The sequence below is a fragment of the Marinobacterium sp. xm-g-48 genome (genome assembly GCF_013282925.1).
Classification (GTDB): domain Bacteria; phylum Pseudomonadota; class Gammaproteobacteria; order Pseudomonadales; family Balneatricaceae; genus Marinobacterium_E.
The window spans coordinates 402,131-421,829 of record NZ_WBYQ01000002.1 but is presented as its reverse complement, the minus strand read 5'-3'; the positions used below and the strand labels follow the sequence as shown (position 1 = coordinate 421,829).

Below are 19,699 nucleotides of genomic sequence, written 5' to 3'. Positions count from 1 at the left end.
AAAATCAGCGAGGAACACGAGGCTTTACTACAGGTATTCCATGTTTATTTAGGTATTCTCTATACCCAGATTTTGTAAAGAGTTGTTCTATATCAAGATCTACGCCGTTGTCAGCTAGATGCTTAATAACCTTACTCTGCCACTGTTTGTTATGGATGATATCTACAGGAGATTTATTAAACGTTTTCCAATAAGATTTGGGTATCGTTTTAGTTAGAATGTGCCAAGTAAAATCATTCGTTGAGTAGTCAGTTACAAGTTCTGAAGGCTTATTCAAATATATCCAAATTTTAAAATCGTGTGATCCTTCAATAATATGGAAATCGCCACAATCAACATAGATAACTGACTTATCAGACATTTGAGAGTCAGTTAGTCTGACGTATGAAGTGTTGAGGTCTTCATCCAGAATATTTCTTAATATGCGCTTCGCAGTATCACCAAGCATCAGGCGTGTATTACGAATGACGCCTTGAGACAATAATCCCTCCAAAAACACTTTTCTATCAGGAAACATTCTTTGAAGTTCGTGGTTACCTGATACAAAACCATACTCTTCAACAGCTCTTAGGAAGAGTTTCAAGTCAGCTTTAGCTAGCCAGCTTCGGACTTTTTGGACGCGATTGCTTCCAAGAGGTGTCCACCATTCGCGGTAAGATTTTGCTCTATCAGAAATGCGAGGATCGCCTGCAATAGAGAAAATCATTTTCTCCCAAGAATCGCCAGGCGCTTCAGTTGCTCGATCTATCATTATTTCGAGAGCAGCAATGCCAATCGTTTTGCCTTCTTCGTAAGGTGCACTATAAACGCTGGATTTTTGAAGTTCGTGAAGAACTGGATCTTCTGCACCAACGGGAATTTCTTTGAGAGTTTCCAAGTAGTATGAAGAACGACAAATGTCACTGAATCGGCCATCTGCAATATCACGAATACCCAATTGCTCAAGATAGTCATCAAGATCCTGGTTGTTGGCTCTTGTTCTTGAAACGACTTCGCTAGGAGCGTTTGGAGAGATCAACCAATCTTTGTTCTTTTTTAAGGTTTGAAGAACATCCATTTCGGAGTCTTTTTCAGGTAATAGGGCTAGCTGATCTTTGAGCAAACCTGCGTAATAGCCTAAGAAATTCTTAGTAGCAGCGGATGATGGATTGTTGAGTAAATCGAATTTCTTGAAGTAGATCGTAACCAAATTGATAAGAACTATACGGCCAAGTCGAGGAGCCTGTGCTTCGATTAAGAACATCAGTAATTTTACATTGAATAAGGCATCCCCCAAAGATCCGCCTTCAACCCAAATTTGACTGAGTGCTCGAGCGGCAGATCTCTTCTTGAGCAGGGTTCTTAATCCTGAGAAATCAGCACGTCCCGACATACGTTCAATAGCTGTTTTTGCTTCCTGGAAAGCGTCCCCTTTACCTGCATCTTCCTGTGCTTTTTTAACTTTTTTAGTCAAAGTCACCCAAGACACTGTATTGAGCGATGACTCAAAGATAGTGCTTACATGTGAAAAGCTAGGAAGTTTCAGCATTAGTTCAACCTGTTTTTAAGAGCCTGATACTCTTCGCTGGTTGGACGCCTGATTGTGAATCGAATATCGATACGACGGTTTATTCGATAGTCTTCTTCAGTGATCTGAACTTCTTTCACTGGGCGTGTTTCACCATAGCCGCTCACAGAGAAAAGAGGTAATCCATCTTTGTTTTCCATCTTACTGAGACTCGAACGTGGTGGAAGACTCTCTATCCAAAATTGCCAAAGTGAGATAGCTCGAAATGCGGATAAGCCCCAGTTGCCTTTACCAGCGAAGCCTTTAAATGCACGATTATCCGTATGCCCCTCGACGAAAATCGTGTCTAGGTAATCAACTCGATTGTCTTTTGAAATCACGTTGTTCAAAACCAAACCTATTTCTTTGGCTGTAGGCTCGTAGCGCTCTTCAAGGTTATATGCTCCAGTCTCGAAACCTAATATCTCATTTGGAATACTCAGTACGGAGTTGTTTTCTGATACGGTAACTTTGATTCCACGTTTTTGAAGTTCTTCTGCAGCCTCGACAATAATGCTTTTTCTAACTTCTTCTGCAGCCTTGAGTATCTCAAGCTCTTCATCAAACTCTCTTTGAGCCTGCATTAACTGCATGATTAGGACCACTGCAGCCAAAATAAAGATAATGAGTAGGGACGACATGATGTCAGAGAATGACATCCAATAAGGATTATCCTCGTCAGCCTGTACTCTGTGACGGCGGCTTAGTCTCATTCTTTACGCTCCAAGTCATCTACTAAGCCACTAATTGCAACAACGGTATTTCGCATCTGAGTAGCAAAGGCCAGTGTTTCTTTATTCCACTGCTCCATACGGTGGCTAACTTGGCCGCTAACTTCGTCAGAGTAACTTTTAAGCCATTCCTCTGCTTGCTTCTCGATATTCTTAATTTGATTAGCCAAGCTATCAGAAAGTTGGGTGAACTCGCGATTGATGCCTTGCAGAAATTGTTCTTGATGAGTTCCAAGTTTGCTGAAGCCATCTGTTGCCATTTCTGCAGACCGTGCAAGCTGTTCAGATGTATGTTTAATGCTCTCTTGAAGTGTATGTAGCGCCTCAGAATGTGAAGATAGCTGTTCTGCAAAATCAGAGTTAATAGAGCTAGCCTTCTCAACGCTAGCCATAAGCTCAGTAAGTCGATCTTTCAATGTAGTGCTTGCCATGTTTAGATCAGCTCCCAGTTTACCAAGGTGCTGTGCTGAGTCACTCATATGGCTGCTGCTTGATTCAATAGAAGAAGATGCGCTGATAAGAGCTTCCGTAATAGAGCCATGCTGTTCAAGAAGCGCCTGGTACTTCTCACTAAGATTTTGCTCGCGCTCATCTGCCATTTCCGAGAGAGCTTTTAGTTTCTCAGTAAAATCGGCAGACGCATTCGAAGATCGTCTTTGCATCTCAGTATTCTGAGCTTCAATTTGTGAGAATAGGGTGTCCATGCGCTGGCCCATATCACCAACTGCATTTGTAACTGATGAAGCTGCTTGCTCAAGGAGTTCACCTTGGGCTTTACCTGCAGAGTTAACGCCGCTCATGAAGTCTTGAATGAGTTTCTCAAGCACCTCAGTGGATTTCTCACTCGCATTATCAGAGATCGATTTCAGAGCGGGGGCTACCACTCGCTCCAAAGACTCAGCAATCGCTTCTTGTAGGGTAGTAGAAAGTCCTTCAACAGTTTCTTGTAGACGATCACCAATTCGTTCATGTAACTCTTGAAGTGCTTCTTTACTTTCACGTGAGGAATCTGCGATATGAACAAGAGTCTGTTCAGCAGGAATGCGAGGATATAGGTAATCAATCTTATGTTGGAGATTGGTAACATGTCCCAGAACCCAACGTTCGATTAGCTTCTCAACGAAGTTAACGATGAGACTTAGTCCAACGCCCCAAACAGAAGTCATGAATGCTACGGCAGCACCGTTAATCATCATTGAAACACCTTCTTTCAATGAGTTCACATCACCACTATTTACGTGAAGCTGGTTAAGACCAAGGGTTAGACCGATGAAAGTACCCAACACGCCTATGGCTGTCAGGAAGGATGGGGTAGCAGCTAGTAGTCGACTTGATGTTAGACCATGGGCAAGGCTTTGGCTGTTGAAGAAGTGTTCAGCATCTAATGTGTTAAATAAAAATTTCTGATCAGAAGAGAAAACCAAGCTCTCATCAAACTCACGCCAAAGGTTTCCAGCTTCTTTGCTCTTGAGTTTAAGTGCTCTCTCCAGAGTTTCTTGTCGATTGATCGCAAGATCAGCTCTGGTCTGAGAAGTGATTAAAGAAGTAATTGCGGAGATTCTGCCACGAGCTTTTATGTAGTGAATAGTAAGGAAGCTGAAGGCTAGCCCTACGACACCCATCATGAAGATCCAGAAGTAGACTGTTAACTCTTTGGTTTCAAATTCTGGTGTGTTTAAAAGTTCGAAAGAAGGAAGTAGATGAATCAGAAGTTCAAACATTTCGGGATCTCATGACATTAATAGTGCATTAAATCCACTTTATCATATTTAAACTGTATTAATTAATATTCTGTGCGTTCTGAAAAGTCGAATAATTAATTGCGTGCGTTAGCGTGTCTTAAGAGGCATGGCTTAACTTCTAGTCTTTTTTATGCTGCTGTATTTGGGTTGCGTTCGCTGAGCACTTCTTCGTAGATTTCACATATTAGCTTAGAGTTTTCGAACTCGAGAGGGGATAGCGATTGATCGGCTAGGATGCGTTTTTCATCAGCAATTGCTTCGCGAATTTGCGAATCAGTCCATTGCTCTGCGAATCGACGGAGTGAGTTCGAGTAATTTTGATTTCTCTGATGCATGTAAAACTCTTAGTATGCATGGATGAATGTACAGTATTATACCAGTTCTTATTGAGAAAGCGATAAATTCAAAAACACGAAAGCTACTGAGGTAAGTAGGGCTTAACCTTTTGATCTAAGCGCGGTTAATCAGCTTGTTACGTTGTCGAATAACAAAAACATCCTCATCATTTAAAGCCGTTTTGGAGTATTGGTAGCAAAGCCTGATGAAATCACCTGTATTGGTAGCATTACCTTACTCAAATTTCTGCTATAGGTAGTAGAAACTGATTAAACCCTCGATTAAAGTCGCAATAGTTTTATTTAAGTCGTTTAAGTAATGATTTCTTGCGATTGAGCCTTCTGATCTAAGGTTTTACTACCGTTAACGAATTTGTTTTTTAAGGAAGTCCTACCAATACTAGTTTTTTGTAAGGTAATGCTACCAATACCTGACGGAGTCTTCTGGTAAGACTACCAATACAAAATTATTTATCAGTTTTTGCTCCCTTTAAGTGAACAGAAAAGTCGGATGTGCAGGCATTTTCACTCGAATCCTTATTAAGTTCTTTAAGCCTATTGGCTTCAACCTTGGCCTTTTGCAAAAAAAGTCGCAAGTCATTCAGCTTTTGTTCTTCCGCTTGGTAATCATCGGTAAGGATGTCCTCTAACGACATATCTTTATGCAGTTTTGCGTTCAAATGCGATACTTTGATTCCTTCGTTGAGCACGAAATTGAACACGTATCGATATGCCTGATTCCCGAGTGTTTTCTTTGTGAGCTCAGGTAGATCGTCATAAGTTCTGTTCATAGAACGCATGTTGTTCAAGGCTTTGTCGTTATTCTTCTCAAGAAGAGATTGCTGCAACAGATTATCAGTCTCATTAGCTTTTCTATCAGCTAGTTTGGTTTGGATATCTGAGAGTTTGTTATCAATGTCGGTTGTGCTGATTTTTGTTCGAGTCATGAAGCTATGTTCTGGGGGCGGTAGTAATTCATCGGGTGAATAATCCATTCCATTAAACGCTTGATGGGCGTTGGTCTGGTCGCTGCAACTTTGCTTCGGGTTCTCAGTAGTTCGAGACTCATCATCCATCAACACCGACAGGTCATAAGGATCTGCTTTGCTCATATGATCTACCCAGTCACTTAAAACTTGCATGTCGTCTTTCAGAATTTGAGCTGCCTGAGTTCCAGAGCCTAGCAGTTCAAGAGCAATGTTTAATAGGCGCTTTTGATCAGCTTTCTCTGCTTCGATTCTTGATTCCATGTGGCCTATGGCTTGCTCCAATTTATCCTTCTCAAGTGCTTCTAGCTGATCGAACCAGGCGGCTAATGCGTCAGCTCTAACCTTGGGGTCCTCACTGGTTATGGCGGGAGATGAGAGAATAGATTTATCGTTGGTTGTTGTGGATTGGATACTTCTATCGATAAGGCGTTCTTTGGCTGATTTTGTCTTCTTAGGTGAGTACATTCTGCTACGCGCTTTAGCAGCTCTATGTATAGTTCTCTCAAGGTCTCTTACTACAGCAGTCTTGCTGAATACCTTGCTAGCGTTTTCGAGCAGGGCGGTATGGTTAGGATTTTTGAGGTCAAAATTGAGTGCTTTTTTGAGCGCCCCTCCAGTGAATGCCTTGCCCACACTGCTACCTTTAAATGTGACGCCATTAGCAATGTAGGTTACACCTTGAATGCCTTTCCTATTGGTCCTTATATTTACGCTGATGTCCTGCTTTTGACAGTTGAGCATGAATCGCTTGAAGTCCCCGTTGCTGCTATCTAAAGCATTTTTCAGAACTCGTTGCAGATGTTTTCGGGTAACTAGCTGACCATTTCCCTCTTTATCCAGTTTCTGTTGTTGGTGGTACTCGGATTGAGTTAGTCCTTTTTCGTTTCCGTAACGCTTTTCGGAAATCCTAGTTTTGACCTTTTCGTACCCATAATTGTTTTCAATGATTTCATTGGCACGCTCCCATGCTCGCCAATCACTCTGAATAGTCGGTGTTAGAGGGGACTTTGAGAATATTTTCCCATTCTCATCAACCACTGAGAAAACACCATGTACGTGGATATATTCATGATCTCCATGAACTACAAAAATTCCCATTCTTGCGGAATCTCCCATAACAAGAGAAACAGCTTCTTTTAATCGATCTACAGCTTCACGAGGGGAGACCACATCATTTACGGAGAATGAAATAAATACATCTTGAGCTAGGACGGACGGCATATCCTCTCCATTACGTGCTTCTTCTGTGTATTCCTCCATTTCCGCAGCAAACTGATCAGCAATCACGATGGGTGCCTGGTAAGGAGAGATATATGTATTCTCATCGAACTCAACCAGTAGGACTCTATTGTTCTCTTCGGTATGACCGTTGAGTAAATAGTTAATTTTGATGGCAACGTTCACAGCGCTTACCAGCTTTTTTGCCTTGGTGATCATTGGAGATCACCTAGTAGCTTTTCGAATTTAATGCATAGTTCGGTGTATTCTATCGGTAATACAAAGCCATTATTGTTTAGTTCGAGCGCGAGTTTATTTACGAAATGTCCGTACGCATTAATTTTTTGGCTTGTTATATTGTCATCAAGGTTTTTGCTTTTTAATTTCGTGGATAGTTTTTGAAAGCAAGAGCTCATCGAGCTCTGGAATTCATTTAGAATGCGAGAATAATTATCAGGATGTTTTAGCTTTGTTGCTGTAATTATTTGATGATAATTATTTTTTATTCGTTTTAGAGCAAGCTTGCTGTTTTTATTGATTTTTTGTGCTGGTTGTTCAATATATTCACCTTCAACTCGCATAATAATGTATTTATTTAAAGATACATTGTGATGCTTAGCTTCTTGCTTCCAATTTTTCTTTTTATCTTTTGCTAGTCGCACTAGCGTGCTTGTCATGTCGTTCATAGTACACCTGTAGTTATTGTAGTTGTGGTGTACGTCCTTGTAATAAAGCATCCAATCGAAGAGAGGATGCCTTTTTAAATCTTGATACCAAACGAAGTGCGGGTATCAGGATTTAAAATAAGCTCAAATGATTATCGCGAAGTGATATCATTTGATTTTGCTTGCTTTCCGTTTTCAATTTAAAAAATAAGAGAATCAAATTCTCATTTTGTATTAAATTGATCATCTAATATAAATAATAACTGGTTGCTTGTACAGTGTTTGTTTTATTTTAACTTTGTATTTGTTAATATAAATAAAAATTAATAAGAGAGGTTTTTATGATATTAACTGTCGATTTCAAAAATAATAAAGTTCAAAAGGTAAAGGATGATGATCTAATGAAATTTCTAAATGGGGTTTTTAATGTTGATCCTAAGGAGTTAGAAACCAGGGAAATGAAATCTAGAAAAAAGATTATGGGGAGTATTTATAAAGTAACTTAAGAGAATTATCAGGAATACGAACGACTGTAATTTTTTGTGGAATAGAGGTCTTCCATTGGTAGCCTGTGTGCTGACTTGATCCTCTCAAAACTTCTTCATTTGTGATCAATGTTCATTCAGTTGAATGATTTCTCAAATCTTGTTCTATCCTCTATCGACACAAAGCAATCCGAATGTTTGAGGAGCGAAGGTGATTGGAGAGGGGATGTATAAATTGTATGATAAGGCCATACAAGTATTAACAATGAGAAGTTGCATGAAAGTACCTACACAAATGAGAGTCTTGGCTACTGGTCGCATCAAAGATCGTAATGAGCATTATGCCAAGGCCAACACGTATTATCTTCACAAGGCTCTGGATAAGTGGATCGATGACCACACTAAGGGGAATAGTCAACTTGTCCTCAACTTTTTGGTGGCAAAGGGTATTGAGGCGATGATGAAGGATGGTGATGTTGCGATGGTTGATGATATGAATGATGTCGTGCGAGAGCTTGGGCTATAACCAAATAAAGACTTCATGAAATTATTGGAGAATTTGTGAAAGATACGCGTCGAAAGGTGAGATACAAAGACTTTGTTGGTCTTGGAATGCCTGGGGTAAACATTCACGGCGATTCAATACGAATTGAATTTTTATTTCTGCACGAAGTTCAAAAGGCAAGGTTTTGCAGTATCAAAGATGTTAAGTCAGATTCTGACTTTCAATATGTTTTAGATAAGGCGAATTTTGCAAAGGAGCGAATCGATCGTGGACTTCGAACAAATGATTTCGACAGTCGTGAATACATAAATCTTTTGCCCGAAAGTGCATATGCCAAAAAATCCAAGAATAGGGTTACCAAGACATTTGGTGATGTTATAGATCTTTGGTATCGCAAGCAGCAAGATGACATTCTGAAGTTTAGAATCGAACCAAATACAACTGAAGGAAGATATCGGATCTTAACAGGGGATAATCTTGGACCTTTTAGAGGGACAGGTGACCGTGTTCTGGCGTTTCGAGGTCTTCGCGAAACACCAATTGGTGATATATCACTTCAAATGCTTAACTCGCTGCAGACTTTCTTATTTCATAAGAAAGAGATCACTCGCGGTGCTCGAAAGGGCGAGCTGGGTCTGAAGCCAAAAACAGTTAACAATGTTTTCGAAGCGCTAAATGTTGTTTTCAAATACGCAGTGGCGTTGAAAGAAATTGAAGACAATCCAATGCGAAACTTCGAATACTTGTCGGTGCAGACCCTAACGCATGAAGAGATGAAAGTATTCACTGAAGACGATATCAACCATATAGAAGAAGTTCTGAATGAGAAAGAAAAGTCAGAGCTTGCAGAGATGTTTATTTTTGATTGCAATACTGGTCTGCGAATTGAGGAGTTGTTGGCTGTAGCATGGGAAGATGTTAATTGGGAAGACGAAACCATAAGTATTAAGCGAGCTTTTACTAATAATGTATATAAAGAGCCGAAAGAGACTGCTTCATACCGTGATATTGTTTTACCAGGTCGTGCGATGGATATGTTGTATAGAGCGAAGGAACGAACATTCAATAGTGATCCATTCGAAGTTGAAGTGCGCTTGAGATCTGAGAGCCGATACAAAACTGAGAAGCTTCGTTTTATATTTCAGAACTTCAGCGAAACGCGCTGGCATCGTCGAGAGGTAGGTAAGCCTTGGAACTCTTCATCTATAAGTGGAGCTTGGGAAAACGTTAAAAAGTGGTCTGGAGTTAAAATTGCACTAGAGCAGGCTCGCCATACATTCGCATCTACTGCTATTTCAAATGGCGGTGATCTCCAAAGTATCTCCAGGCAGATGGGGCACTCAACTGTAGAAATGCTAGTTCAAAAATACGGTCGATTTATTAAGAAACTAGAGCGAGAAAGCGATGTTGAAGCGAAGAAAAAAAGGCTTGGTTTTTGATGTCTGCATTAAATGTGCCAATAGTGTGTAAAATACCTACTGAACCCCACGAGAACCCCATGGTGAGATTTTAGCTCCTATATGCCTTTAAATATAGGGCTTTTATATTAAGTGGTCGGAGGTTCGAATCCTCTCATTCCGACCATACAAACACAAAGGGCCACCCGTTAGGGTGGCCCTTTGTGTTTCTGGTGACTGGCTTTAGCCTGTCATCCGCTGTTGGCTTAAATGGACCCTCTGGAAAACGCTCATAAAGCCGATGACAGACTGAAGTCAGTCACGTCGCAGGCGATCAAAGCGCGGCCCCGAAGGGGCGAAATACAGGGGTGTATTTCGTAATCCTCTCATCTCAAATTCGCGACTTTTCGCTGTGCTCAAAATCGCTCCAACAGGAAATTAGCCACCCGTTAGGGTGGCCCTTTGTGTTTTCCGGTGACTGGCTTTAGCCTGTCATCCGCTGTCCGGTTAATTGGGTTGTCTGGAAAACGCTCATAGAGCCGATGACAGACTGAAGTCAGTCACGGAGGCTTCGAGACAAGCTGATGAGTTGTTCTTCTAGCACCTTACGCACCTCATCACTTATATCGTCCAACAGGCGTCTATTGATCTCGACAGACAGCCACTTAGCGGATCCCTCCTTGAAGGCGATCTCAAAGTGTTCAGACGCTTTGTTGACGTCTTTAGCAACGACTCTTCCAGTGAGGTAGTAGTAGCCTAGATTCCAGTGCGCGAAGGCGTGTTTTTTGGAAGCTGCGCCTTGGTATAGCTTAAACGCTCTCTCCCAATCGATCTCGGTACCTTCCCCGTTTTCGACCATCTGCGCTAAGTTGAACTGTGCGTTGGGTCCGCCTTTTTCAGCGGCTTGTGAAATGAGCTGATAGGCCAGTGCTGTCTGTTTCGGTACGCCAGGGTGTCCCTCCCGGTACATCTTTCCCAATCGAAAGGTTGCACCATTAAAGCCGGCCTCCGAGGCGCGTTTGAAATAGGATTCAGCCTTAACAGGATCTTGTTCCAGCCCTTTACCAAACAGATACATATAACCAAACAGAAAATTGCCTCTGGGGTCTTCATTGAGCTGAAGATCACGAGCACCGGCGATAGCTTCTGAATACTGTTCACTGAACAGTGCTTGCCAGGTCTCCCTGAAACTGGCGGCTTGAAGAGGAGTGGTGAGAAGCAGAAATGCAACAGCGATCAGTTTCATCATTAGCTTAGCTCCCAGAACGCTTCAATCAATGGGTTTTTTAAGCTACGTGTTAGTGTAAATAGTCCGATCTCATAGGGTTTTAGAGCGGGTTGTACATCCAGTATTCTGATTCGCTCGACCAGTGGACTGTTATCCAAAACAATTTTGGGCACGACACCAATGCCGAACCCCAAGCTCACCATGCTGACGATCGCCTCGTTACCTGCAACCTGAGCATAGATATTGGGTGTGATGCCTTGCTCGTTTAACCAGTCGTCGACCCGACTTCGAGCAACACCCGCTTCAGAGAGAATCATAGGGGTGCTCTGCCAATCCTCAACGCTTTGTGGTGAGCTGTTGGGTAAGTTGGGTTGTGCCTCTGCCGGTGCAATAAATACTAAGGGAGATTGGGTAATCGGTTTAAATGAGAGGCTTTTGCTCAGGTTGTCGGGTTGAGCGGCAATGGTGATCTCCTCTATACCCTCTTGGATACGTGCAATGGCGCGATCAGGGTCCCCTGTATGAAGCTTAATCTCGATATGCGGATGTACTTGGCGAAAGCGGTTTAACAATTCGTACAGGAAGCTGTAACTAGCTGTTACCGAGCAGTAGATACTGATCTCACCGCTGAGCTGTCCTGTTTTGTCCGTCAATTCGCTGCGAATAATATTCCACTGACTGTAAGTTTCGCGGGCGTACTGTAGAAAGCGTTGCCCCTCTTGGGTAAGAACTACAGTCCGATTATCACGTTTGAACAGTTCTACGCCCAGCTCCTCTTCGAGTTGGCGAATGTTTCGAGAGAGGGCTGATAGACTGACATGGCACTCTTCACTGGCCCGTCCAAAGTGCAGAGTGTCGGCCAATGCTAAAAACTGTTTCAGATTCTTTAAATTCATGGGGGTAGTCTATCTAAATTGTCTATTGTTGCGCAAATCGGGATGTTGTGTTGCAAATATATCAATTTAAGAAACTATTGGTTTTGCTTATAATCTGCCCACTTTGATTAGAACTCTAGTCAGTTGTCCGTGTCGTTCAACGACGCACCTCCCAATTAAATTAGGATCTGTTTAGCATGGCTAACTACTTCAATACACTGCCACTACGTGAGCAGCTAGCGGAACTGGCAAAGTGCCGTTTCATGGATATGTCTGAATTTGCTGATGGCGTTGAAGCGCTTAAAGGCAAAAAAATGGTTGTAATAGGTTGTGGTGCGCAAGGCCTTAACCAGGGTCTTAACCTACGCGACTCAGGCCTAGATGTCTCTTACGCTCTGCGTCCTGAAGCGATTGCTGAAAAGCGTCAGTCATGGAAAAACGCAACGGACAACGGTTTCACTGTTGGTACTTACGAAGAGCTTATTCCTACTGCAGACGTCGTACTTAACCTAACTCCAGATAAGCAGCACACAGCCGTTGTTAACGCGGTGATGCCTCTGATGAAAGAGGGCGCTTGCCTATCTTACTCACACGGTTTCAACATCGTTGAAGAGGGTATGCAGATCCGTGACGACCTAACCGTTATCATGGTTGCACCTAAGTGTCCTGGTTCAGAAGTACGTGCTGAGTACGTGCGTGGCTTCGGTGTTCCAACTCTAATCGCGGTTCACGAAGATAACGATCCTAAGGGTGAAGGTCTAGCACTGGCTAAAGCTTACGCTGTAGGTACTGGCGGTCACAAAGCGGGCGTTCTAATGTCATCGTTCATCGCAGAAGTTAAGTCTGACCTTATGGGTGAACAGACTATCCTTTGTGGTATGTTGCAGACTGGTTCGATCCTATGTTTCGACAAGATGGTTGAAGAGGGTATCGACGCTGGTTACGCATCTAAGTTGATTCAGTACGGTTGGGAAACCATCACTGAAGCACTTAAGTACGGCGGCGTTACCAACATGCTAGACCGTCTATCTAACCCAGCTAAGATCAAGTGTTTCGACCTTGCTGAAGAGCTAAAAGTGATCATGCGTCCGCTTTACAACAAGCACCAGGATGACATCATCGACGGCACTTTCTCACGTGTCATGATGGAGGATTGGGCGAACGATGACGCTAATCTTCTTAAATGGCGTGCAGAGACTGCAGAGACTAACTTCGAGAAGACTCCAGCAGGCGACGTAGAGATCTCTGAGCAAGAGTACTTCGACAAAGGCATCCTTATGGTTGCTATGGTCAAAGCAGGTGTTGAGCTTGCATTCGAAACAATGACGGCTGCTGGTATCATCGCTGAGTCTGCGTACTACGAGTCACTTCACGAGACTCCACTAATCGCAAACACTATCGCTCGTAAGAAGCTTTACGAAATGAACGCAACAATCTCTGATACTGCAGAGTACGGCTGTTACCTATACAACCACGCGTGTGTGCCGCTACTAGGTGACTTCATGAAGGGCATCAAATCAGACGTGATCGGTAAAGGCCTAGATCTTGACGACAACGGCGTAGATAACGCTCGTCTAATCGAAGTTAACGCTGCACTACGCGCTCACCCAGTTGAAGCGATCGGTACAGTTCTTCGTGGCCACATGGCTGACATGAAGAAGATCGTTTAATTTTAGATAAAATTTAAACGACTCAAAGCCGAGTGCCTCGCAAGGAGTACTCGGCTTTATGCTTTTTATAAACTCTATTTGTTGATTAGGAATCCCCATGTCGACATCCATTCACATTGAAAACCTTGACGTAAACTTTGATGAACGCTTTGACCTTAAAGGGGTCGATTGGACCATTGAGCCCAATCAGCATTGGGTCATCACCGGTACCAATGGTTCTGGTAAGTCGGCGCTTGCAGCGGTGTTAGCAGGGTTTGGTGATGCATTGAATGGATCCATAGAGGGAGTCCCAAATAGAGTTGGACTCGTTTCATTCGAAGCTCAGGCAGAGTTGATCAAACAGGAGCTTAAAAAGGATGACGCCGATATTTTAGATGTCATCTCAGAAGGAACCCCCGTTCGGGAAATGATCTTTGAGCATTGTGAAGATCAACTGTTAGCGGCTGAATTAGTCGAGCAGTTCGGTTTGTCGCCGCTGTTGGATAGAGCATTCCGCAAGCTTTCGACCGGTGAGAGCCGCAAGATGATGTTGGTCCGTGCGTTGGCCAATAACCCAGAGCTTCTTATTTTAGATGAGCCATTTGATGGGTTAGATGCTGATACGCTTGCGATGCTGCAGCAGCATTTAGCCAGCATCATTGATACCACGCCGATGATACTGGTGTTAAACCGCTTCGACGAAATGCCTGATTTTATTACTCATGTTGCCTACATGGAGAAGGTGGGTAACGATGCGGGACGTCTAGCATTTCAGGTCGATCGCAGCGATGAATCGGCTTATGCAGAGCTATACCAACTGCTTCACTTGAAAACGACAGATCTAGAGGTTCCACCGGCGGATCCTGCTAACCCGCTTCCAGAACTGAATCCGAATGATCCACTGGTCAAACTGACCGATATCTCGATCAAATACAGTGATGCAGTAATTGTTGAGGGCTTCAACTGGACGATAAATCCTGGCCAACATTGGCAACTGAGCGGTCCAAACGGCAGTGGTAAAACAGGTGTGCTCTCATTGATTACTGGCGATCACCCGCAGTGTTACGTCAACGACATCTTTGTGTTCGGTTTTCAGCGCGGTAACGGCGAGAGTATCTGGCAGATTAAGCAGTTTATTGGTTATGTGTCGACCGCACTGCAATGGGAGTATCGTGTCAGCATCAGTTGTAAAAATGTCATTATCTCGGGCTTCTTTGACAGCATTGGTATGTACACCAAATCAACCGATAATCAGAAGATGATTGCCGATCAGTGGCTTGCACTGCTGGGTATGCAGGATCGCGCCGATGTGCCGTTCAACAAGCTCTCTTACGGTGATCAGCGACTCTTGTTGATTGCGCGTGCCATGGTAAAACATCCACCGCTATTAATTCTGGATGAGCCCTGTCTAGGGCTAGATGATATGAACCGACAGTTGGTATTGGCTCTGATTGAGAAGATCTGTGAGGGTAACGAGACGACCGTCTTGTATGTAAACCACCACGCTGAAGATCAAATCAAAGGGATAGAGCACTTTATGGCGATGCAGAAACGCCAATCCTAATCCGTTAACGAACCACCCATAGTGCAATGAGTAGTGCGGTTGGAATAAGATTTTTAGTAGTTATTGACGGTCCAATATACCTGTGTACGCAATGTTTCTTAAGAGTGGGGATTAAATGAAATATCCAGAAGCCCGCGAATGCGCTGTGACAAAGCTTGTGCTGATAGACCTTTTTTACACACCACGGTAGCACCAGCACTGTAGGCAATTCGCTCCATTTCTGGATCAGCGTGTGATGACAGAACAAAGACAGGTATTTTATGTTCGCTCAAATCATGGCGGATATAACGGGTAATCTCGATACCGTTCATTGAATACATGACAATGTCGACAACCACTAGATCTGGCAGTTGACAGGTGTCACTCAATTTATGAAGCGCCTGTTCGCCACTTTTTGCGACATTTACATCTGCTAATGTATCTAGAGCTCCACTGATGAAATCTTGAGAAAACTCATCGTCATCAACAATTAGTACTCTTGGCTTCCGGGTGTTGTCTGTCATTTTTTTATCTACTTTATGCTATGAATTCATCCTAGCACTGATTGAATCAGTTCAATACTGCACAGATCATGTTTCTGGTATAAATAGGAAAAATTTAGAATAAGAGTCTCTTCTAATGAGTAATCAGATTAGTGTTTTTAGTACCCCGGATATAAGTGATCTACCTGAAGATATCCGTGATCTTATTTTAACGGTTCAGGAAAAGTCCGGTTTCGTTCCTAATGTTTTTCTGGCATTGGCTAGGAGGCCAGAAGAGTTTCGTGCGTTCATTGCTTATCATGATGCGCTTATGGAGCGGGAATCAGGGCTGACAAAGGCTGAACGTGAGATGATTGTGGTGGCCACTAGCAGCCTGAACCAATGCCAATATTGTGTCGTTGCGCACGGCGCAATTTTGAGAATACGTGCGAAAAATCCATTGATTGCCGATCAGATAGTTGCCAACTACCGTAAAGCAGATATTACTGGCCGCCAGCGCGCCATGTTGGACTTTGCCATGAAGGTCGCTCAATCAGCTAATGAGGTCGGTGAGGCAGACTTTGATAGGCTGCATGCTCAGGGGTTCAGTGATGATGATATTTGGGATATCACTTCAATCACAGGGTTGTTTGGCTTCTCTAATCGCATGGCCAATGTCATGAGTTTGCGCCCTAATGATGAATTTTACAGTTTAGGTCGCTAGTAAGGATTGTTATGAAAAAACAGGTAATTGCTTCACTATTTGCTGGCTCTTTAGCCTTTGTTTCAACCGGTGTATGGGCAGAAGATTGTAAGGTTAAAACCTATGTTTCTGCGAGTGAAGAGCTTTCCGAACATGTGGCAGATCTATATGGATTCGAACGTAAGCCCTCATTGGGCTACTTGACGATCACTTGCGTTGATCCTGTGACCTTCGGTTCTTATCAATTTGAGGATCCAAAGGTAAGAGTGTCAGGATCAACAGGAGACGTGGTATTGGAGATGCGTGAGTTTTATGAAGGGATGCGCATCATGTACACGGCTAATTTTCCGTTCACGCATGGTGAGGTGACTCGGTTTAGTGTTGTAACTGATCTCAAAGAGACAGACGCTCAACTCAATCATCAGTTTGAGCAGCGTCTGTTTAATCGCTAACTATTAGCTTAAAGGGACGATCAACACAGGTATTACACTGTGGCTCATGACTTTGCGTGACGTTGAGCCCAATAACATGTGCTGAAGGGTCGCATGGGTCCGTACACCCATGACAATCATATCCGCATTGATCTTGTCAGCTGTATCGATGATGACTTGCCAAGGTGTGCCTTGATCGACGCAGGTGGCAATGTCGCTAGGATTAATGGACCCTTCTGGAACCTCGTCCTCGCAAAACGCTTTGATGCGTTGTTCCACTTTTTCCATCAAACGGGCAGAGCCACTTCTCTCTAACTCATTAAGCTCATCACGATCGATGACATTTTGTAGAACAGCAGCTGCGCCGTCACTGATCTTCTCTACGGCGTGCAAGTAGGTGAGTTTGGCATCGTACAGCTCGGCGAGTTTAACAGCGTGTCGAAACGCAGGGCGTGAGCCATCATTAATGTCTGATGCGTAAAGAATATTGTTTACGGCAGGTAGCATAACACTCTCCAGATTGGGTCTAATGCCTGTACTTTAGAGAGTGTTTAGTAGGGTGTCAGAAAAAGAACATCTTTGTCTGATTTAGAGCAATTTTAAATCGGGATTTTGTCAATTCCATCCGCCACGGTGTCGATTGACTCGTCAATTGGGTCACCGACCACGGGTACAACAGAGATGATTGCCCCACCAACGCGCATAGGTACCGTCACGACTTTAGTAAGTACACAGCCTTGAAGAGTCAGGGCTGCAAGGGATAAGGTAATGAGCTTAATATTCATGCGAGCACTATACCTTAAAAATGCCTATAAAAGTGGCTATGTTCGCAGAGTGCTTAAAGAAAAAATGAACGGTGATAAGAGGTAATAAATGGTGCCGGCACCAAGAGTCGAACTCGGGACCTACTGATTACAAGTCAGTTGCTCTACCAACTGAGCTATACCGGCACAAAGAGATGGTCGGAGTAGTAGGATTCGAACCTACGACCCTCTGCTCCCAAAGCAGATGCGCTACCAGGCTGCGCTATACTCCGACGAGGAGTGAGAAAAAGTGGTCGGAGTAGTAGGATTCGAACCTACGACCCTCTGCTCCCAAAGCAGATGCGCTACCAGGCTGCGCTATACTCCGACTTTTTCTCTTGTTGAGTAAAGTTGGCTCCTCGAGCTGGACTCGAACCAGCGACCAATAGATTAACAGTCTACTGCTCTACCAACTGAGCTATCGAGGAACTGTTTGCTCAACTGAGGGCGCATATACTAATTACGGGGCGGACCTTCGTCAAGCGCTCATTTGAACTTTTTCCTACTATTTCTTCAGGTATAATCTTTCGAATAAATAATAAGTTAGCTGACACCTCTGTTAGTCCACAAAGAGTACAAAAAATGACCAGAATTCCAGGAAAAGATGCCCCGCTTGAAGAGTCGATCGAGCGCATGAGTCAGGGGCTGAAGGATCTTGGTTTTGACATAGAGGAGGTGAGTTGGCTCAATCCTGTGCCTCACGTCTGGTCACTGCATATTCGTGATCGTCACTGCCCACTATTATTTACTAACGGTAAAGGGTCTACTCCGGAAGCCTGTCTTGCCAGTGCGCTGGGCGAGTTCTATGAACGATTGAGTACTAATTACTTTTTTGTCGATTACTTTTTCGGTCAAGATATTTCCGATGGTGAGTTTGTTCACTATCCCAATGAGCGCTGGTTCCCAGCCTCTGCAGGTCAATGGCCAGAAGGCCTGCTGGATCAAAACAGCCGAAATCACTACGACCCTGATGAGGAGCTCAGTGCCGATATGTTGGTCGACCTAAACTCGGGTCGAGCTGATAGAGGTGTGTGCGCTTTACCCTTTGTTCGTCAGTCGGATAAACAGACAGTCTGGTTTCCAGTCAATGTGTTGGAGAATCTCTATGTCTCCAATGGTATGGCTGCCGGCAATAATCTCTTTGAAGCGCGCGTTCAAGCGCTGTCTGAGATTTTTGAGCGTCATATAAAGAACACCATTATCTCCAGTGGTATTACACTGCCGCGCATTCCGGCTAAGGTGATTGCACAATATCCTCGCATCGAAGCATCCATCAAAGCACTGCGTGTTCAAGGATTTTTGGTTGATGTGCGTGACGCCTCTCTTGGGGGAAAATACCCTCTGGTAAATGTCACGCTCTTTAATCGCAATGATGGTGGCTGTTTCGCTTCATTTGGTGCTCACCCTAAGTTTGAAGTGGCACTGGAGCGAACCGTCACTGAGTTGTTGCAGGGTAGGGCTTTGGACTCTCTGAACGATTTCCCGCACCCAACCTTTGATATTGATGAGGCGGCAGAGCCTCAAAACTTGGAGACGCACTTTATCGACTCCAGTGGGGTTGTCGCATGGGATATGTTCGCCGATGAGCCTGATTACCCCTTTACCGAGTGGAATATAGAGGGAAGTTCTGAGGATGAGTTTGACGAGCTCTGTCGAATCATTCATGGCGTAGATTTACAGATCTATATTGCTGACTATCAACACCTTGGGCTCGATTGTTGCAGGATTTTGGTCCCAGGGATGTCAGAGATCTATCCTGTTGATGAGTTAATTTGGCGAAACAACAATCTAGCTGCGCCTCTGCGATCACGACTGTTATCGCCCGCTCAACTTGATCAGGAGATGGCGTTGGATCTGTTGGAAGAGTTAGAGCAGGGTGGATTTGATGATCAACAGCGTCTTGCTAAGCTGTTAGGGGTCGCAACGGACTCTGATTCGCCCTGGGATCGTGTTCGCATTGGGGATATTAAGTTCAAGCTCGCGCTTAAGTCTGGCGAGTTAGAGTTAGCCCTAGAGCAAGTTGACTGGATGTTAAACTTTGGTCACCTAACAGACGATGAGATTAAATTGCACCGCTGTCTTTCTGAATTGATACGATTAGAGATAGATTCCAATCGTGAACGAGAACAGTATGAACGCCCATTGGTTGCGCTCTATGGTGAAGCGCTATACCAAGAAGCTCTGGCTAATATTGCTGGAGAGAAGCTGTTCGATGCTCTGTCCGGGCTTGATGAGACACTCTCTAACCTAAACACTCATCACTCTCTGCTAACAGTCTATAAGCGTTTGCATGATGTGAAGTCAGGTTCTTATGAAAAACGGTATTAAGACAATAGGGACAGTCAGCACAGTTGCGGTCGCAGAGGCTCTAT

At 43.7% G+C, this 19,699-nt stretch carries 18 protein-coding genes and 4 tRNA genes; 7 read left to right on the top strand and 15 right to left on the bottom strand.

The annotated features are described in order from the left end of the window. Positions 1–4: 4 nt before the first annotated feature. The 6 genes from XMG48_RS05915 to XMG48_RS05890 all read right to left on the bottom strand — a co-directional run bounded on the left by XMG48_RS05915 (position 5) and on the right by XMG48_RS05890 (position 7,247). The gene (locus tag XMG48_RS05915; protein WP_173481129.1) at positions 5–1,528 is read right to left on the bottom strand and encodes an EH signature domain-containing protein; all 1,524 of its coding nucleotides are present in this window, start codon (positions 1,526–1,528) and stop codon (positions 5–7) included. After that, positions 1,528–2,259 (bottom strand): OmpA family protein, encoded by a 732-nt coding sequence (locus tag XMG48_RS05910; protein ID WP_173481128.1) that lies wholly within the window; start codon positions 2,257–2,259, stop codon positions 1,528–1,530. Before XMG48_RS05910 ends, XMG48_RS05915 begins: the two co-directional genes overlap by 1 nt. After that, positions 2,256–3,998, bottom strand: coding sequence for an anti-phage ZorAB system protein ZorA (zorA, locus tag XMG48_RS05905; protein WP_173481127.1), 1,743 nt, complete (start codon positions 3,996–3,998; stop codon positions 2,256–2,258). The genes XMG48_RS05910 and zorA overlap by 4 nt, the downstream gene beginning before the upstream one ends. 149 nt (positions 3,999–4,147) lie before the next feature. Then, complete coding sequence (locus XMG48_RS05900; RefSeq protein WP_173481126.1) at positions 4,148–4,354, bottom strand: hypothetical protein; 207 nt, start codon at positions 4,352–4,354, stop codon at positions 4,148–4,150. Positions 4,355–4,821: 467 nt separating this feature from the next. Next, positions 4,822–6,780, bottom strand: a complete 1,959-nt coding sequence (locus tag XMG48_RS05895; RefSeq protein WP_173481125.1) for a relaxase/mobilization nuclease domain-containing protein — start codon at positions 6,778–6,780, stop codon at positions 4,822–4,824. Continuing rightward, a complete protein-coding gene (locus XMG48_RS05890; RefSeq protein WP_173481124.1) occupies positions 6,777–7,247 on the bottom strand; it encodes a hypothetical protein in 471 nt (156 codons plus the stop codon). The genes XMG48_RS05895 and XMG48_RS05890 overlap by 4 nt, the downstream gene beginning before the upstream one ends. Positions 7,248–7,988: 741 nt before the next feature. On the opposite strand from XMG48_RS05890, the gene XMG48_RS05885 reads away from it, so the two are divergent. Further along, positions 7,989–8,237, top strand: a complete 249-nt coding sequence (locus tag XMG48_RS05885) for a hypothetical protein (protein WP_173481123.1) — start codon at positions 7,989–7,991, stop codon at positions 8,235–8,237. Positions 8,238–8,272: 35 nt separating this feature from the next. Continuing rightward, on the top strand, positions 8,273–9,655 hold the full coding sequence (locus XMG48_RS12015) for a site-specific integrase (RefSeq protein WP_173481122.1): 1,383 nt from the start codon (positions 8,273–8,275) through the stop codon (positions 9,653–9,655). Positions 9,656–10,169: 514 nt separating this feature from the next. Here the strand turns inward: XMG48_RS12015 and XMG48_RS05875 are convergent. Together XMG48_RS05875 and ilvY are read right to left on the bottom strand one after the other, a co-directional pair. Further along, on the bottom strand, positions 10,170–10,862 hold the full coding sequence (locus XMG48_RS05875; protein WP_173481121.1) for a tetratricopeptide repeat protein: 693 nt from the start codon (positions 10,860–10,862) through the stop codon (positions 10,170–10,172). Then, positions 10,862–11,737, bottom strand: a complete 876-nt coding sequence (gene ilvY, locus XMG48_RS05870) for an HTH-type transcriptional activator IlvY (protein ID WP_173481120.1) — start codon at positions 11,735–11,737, stop codon at positions 10,862–10,864. Before ilvY ends, XMG48_RS05875 begins: the two co-directional genes overlap by 1 nt. Positions 11,738–11,913: 176 nt before the next feature. On the opposite strand from ilvY, the gene ilvC reads away from it, so the two are divergent. Together ilvC and modF are read left to right on the top strand one after the other, a co-directional pair. Beyond that, on the top strand, positions 11,914–13,386 hold the full coding sequence (gene ilvC, locus XMG48_RS05865) for a ketol-acid reductoisomerase (RefSeq protein WP_173481119.1): 1,473 nt from the start codon (positions 11,914–11,916) through the stop codon (positions 13,384–13,386). A gap of 97 nt (positions 13,387–13,483) precedes the next feature. Continuing rightward, the gene (gene modF / locus XMG48_RS05860) at positions 13,484–14,929 is read left to right on the top strand and encodes a molybdate ABC transporter ATP-binding protein ModF (RefSeq protein WP_173481118.1); all 1,446 of its coding nucleotides are present in this window, start codon (positions 13,484–13,486) and stop codon (positions 14,927–14,929) included. Positions 14,930–15,027: 98 nt separating this feature from the next. Here modF and XMG48_RS05855 read toward each other — a convergent pair whose 3' ends face one another. Continuing rightward, positions 15,028–15,432, bottom strand: a complete 405-nt coding sequence (locus tag XMG48_RS05855; protein WP_173481117.1) for a response regulator — start codon at positions 15,430–15,432, stop codon at positions 15,028–15,030. Between the two features lie 115 nt (positions 15,433–15,547). Between XMG48_RS05855 and XMG48_RS05850 the strand changes: the two genes are divergently transcribed. Then, the gene (locus tag XMG48_RS05850; RefSeq protein ID WP_173481116.1) at positions 15,548–16,114 is read left to right on the top strand and encodes a peroxidase-related enzyme; all 567 of its coding nucleotides are present in this window, start codon (positions 15,548–15,550) and stop codon (positions 16,112–16,114) included. Between the two features lie 11 nt (positions 16,115–16,125). Beyond that, positions 16,126–16,545 carry a DUF4426 domain-containing protein gene (locus XMG48_RS05845; RefSeq protein WP_173481115.1) on the top strand — a complete coding sequence of 140 codons (420 nt, stop codon included), beginning with the start codon at positions 16,126–16,128 and terminating at the stop codon, positions 16,543–16,545. Positions 16,546–16,548: 3 nt separating this feature from the next. On the opposite strand, the gene XMG48_RS05840 is transcribed toward XMG48_RS05845, so the two are convergent. The 6 genes from XMG48_RS05840 to XMG48_RS05815 form a co-directional block, all read right to left on the bottom strand. Beyond that, positions 16,549–17,031 (bottom strand): universal stress protein, encoded by a 483-nt coding sequence (locus XMG48_RS05840; RefSeq protein WP_173481114.1) that lies wholly within the window; start codon positions 17,029–17,031, stop codon positions 16,549–16,551. Between the two features lie 92 nt (positions 17,032–17,123). Next, a complete protein-coding gene (locus XMG48_RS05835; RefSeq protein ID WP_173481113.1) occupies positions 17,124–17,309 on the bottom strand; it encodes a DUF6726 family protein in 186 nt (61 codons plus the stop codon). Positions 17,310–17,398: 89 nt separating this feature from the next. Next, a tRNA-Thr gene (locus XMG48_RS05830) sits at positions 17,399–17,474 on the bottom strand. Between the two features lie 9 nt (positions 17,475–17,483). Beyond that, positions 17,484–17,560: transfer RNA gene (locus tag XMG48_RS05825), tRNA-Pro, on the bottom strand. An 18-nt stretch (positions 17,561–17,578) separates the two neighbouring features. Continuing rightward, a tRNA-Pro gene (locus XMG48_RS05820) sits at positions 17,579–17,655 on the bottom strand. Between the two features lie 24 nt (positions 17,656–17,679). Further along, a tRNA-Asn gene (locus XMG48_RS05815) sits at positions 17,680–17,755 on the bottom strand. Between the two features lie 154 nt (positions 17,756–17,909). Between XMG48_RS05815 and ycaO the strand changes: the two genes are divergently transcribed. Further along, the gene (gene ycaO / locus XMG48_RS05810) at positions 17,910–19,655 is read left to right on the top strand and encodes a 30S ribosomal protein S12 methylthiotransferase accessory factor YcaO (RefSeq protein ID WP_173481112.1); all 1,746 of its coding nucleotides are present in this window, start codon (positions 17,910–17,912) and stop codon (positions 19,653–19,655) included. The last annotated feature ends 44 nt before the right edge of the window (positions 19,656–19,699 follow it).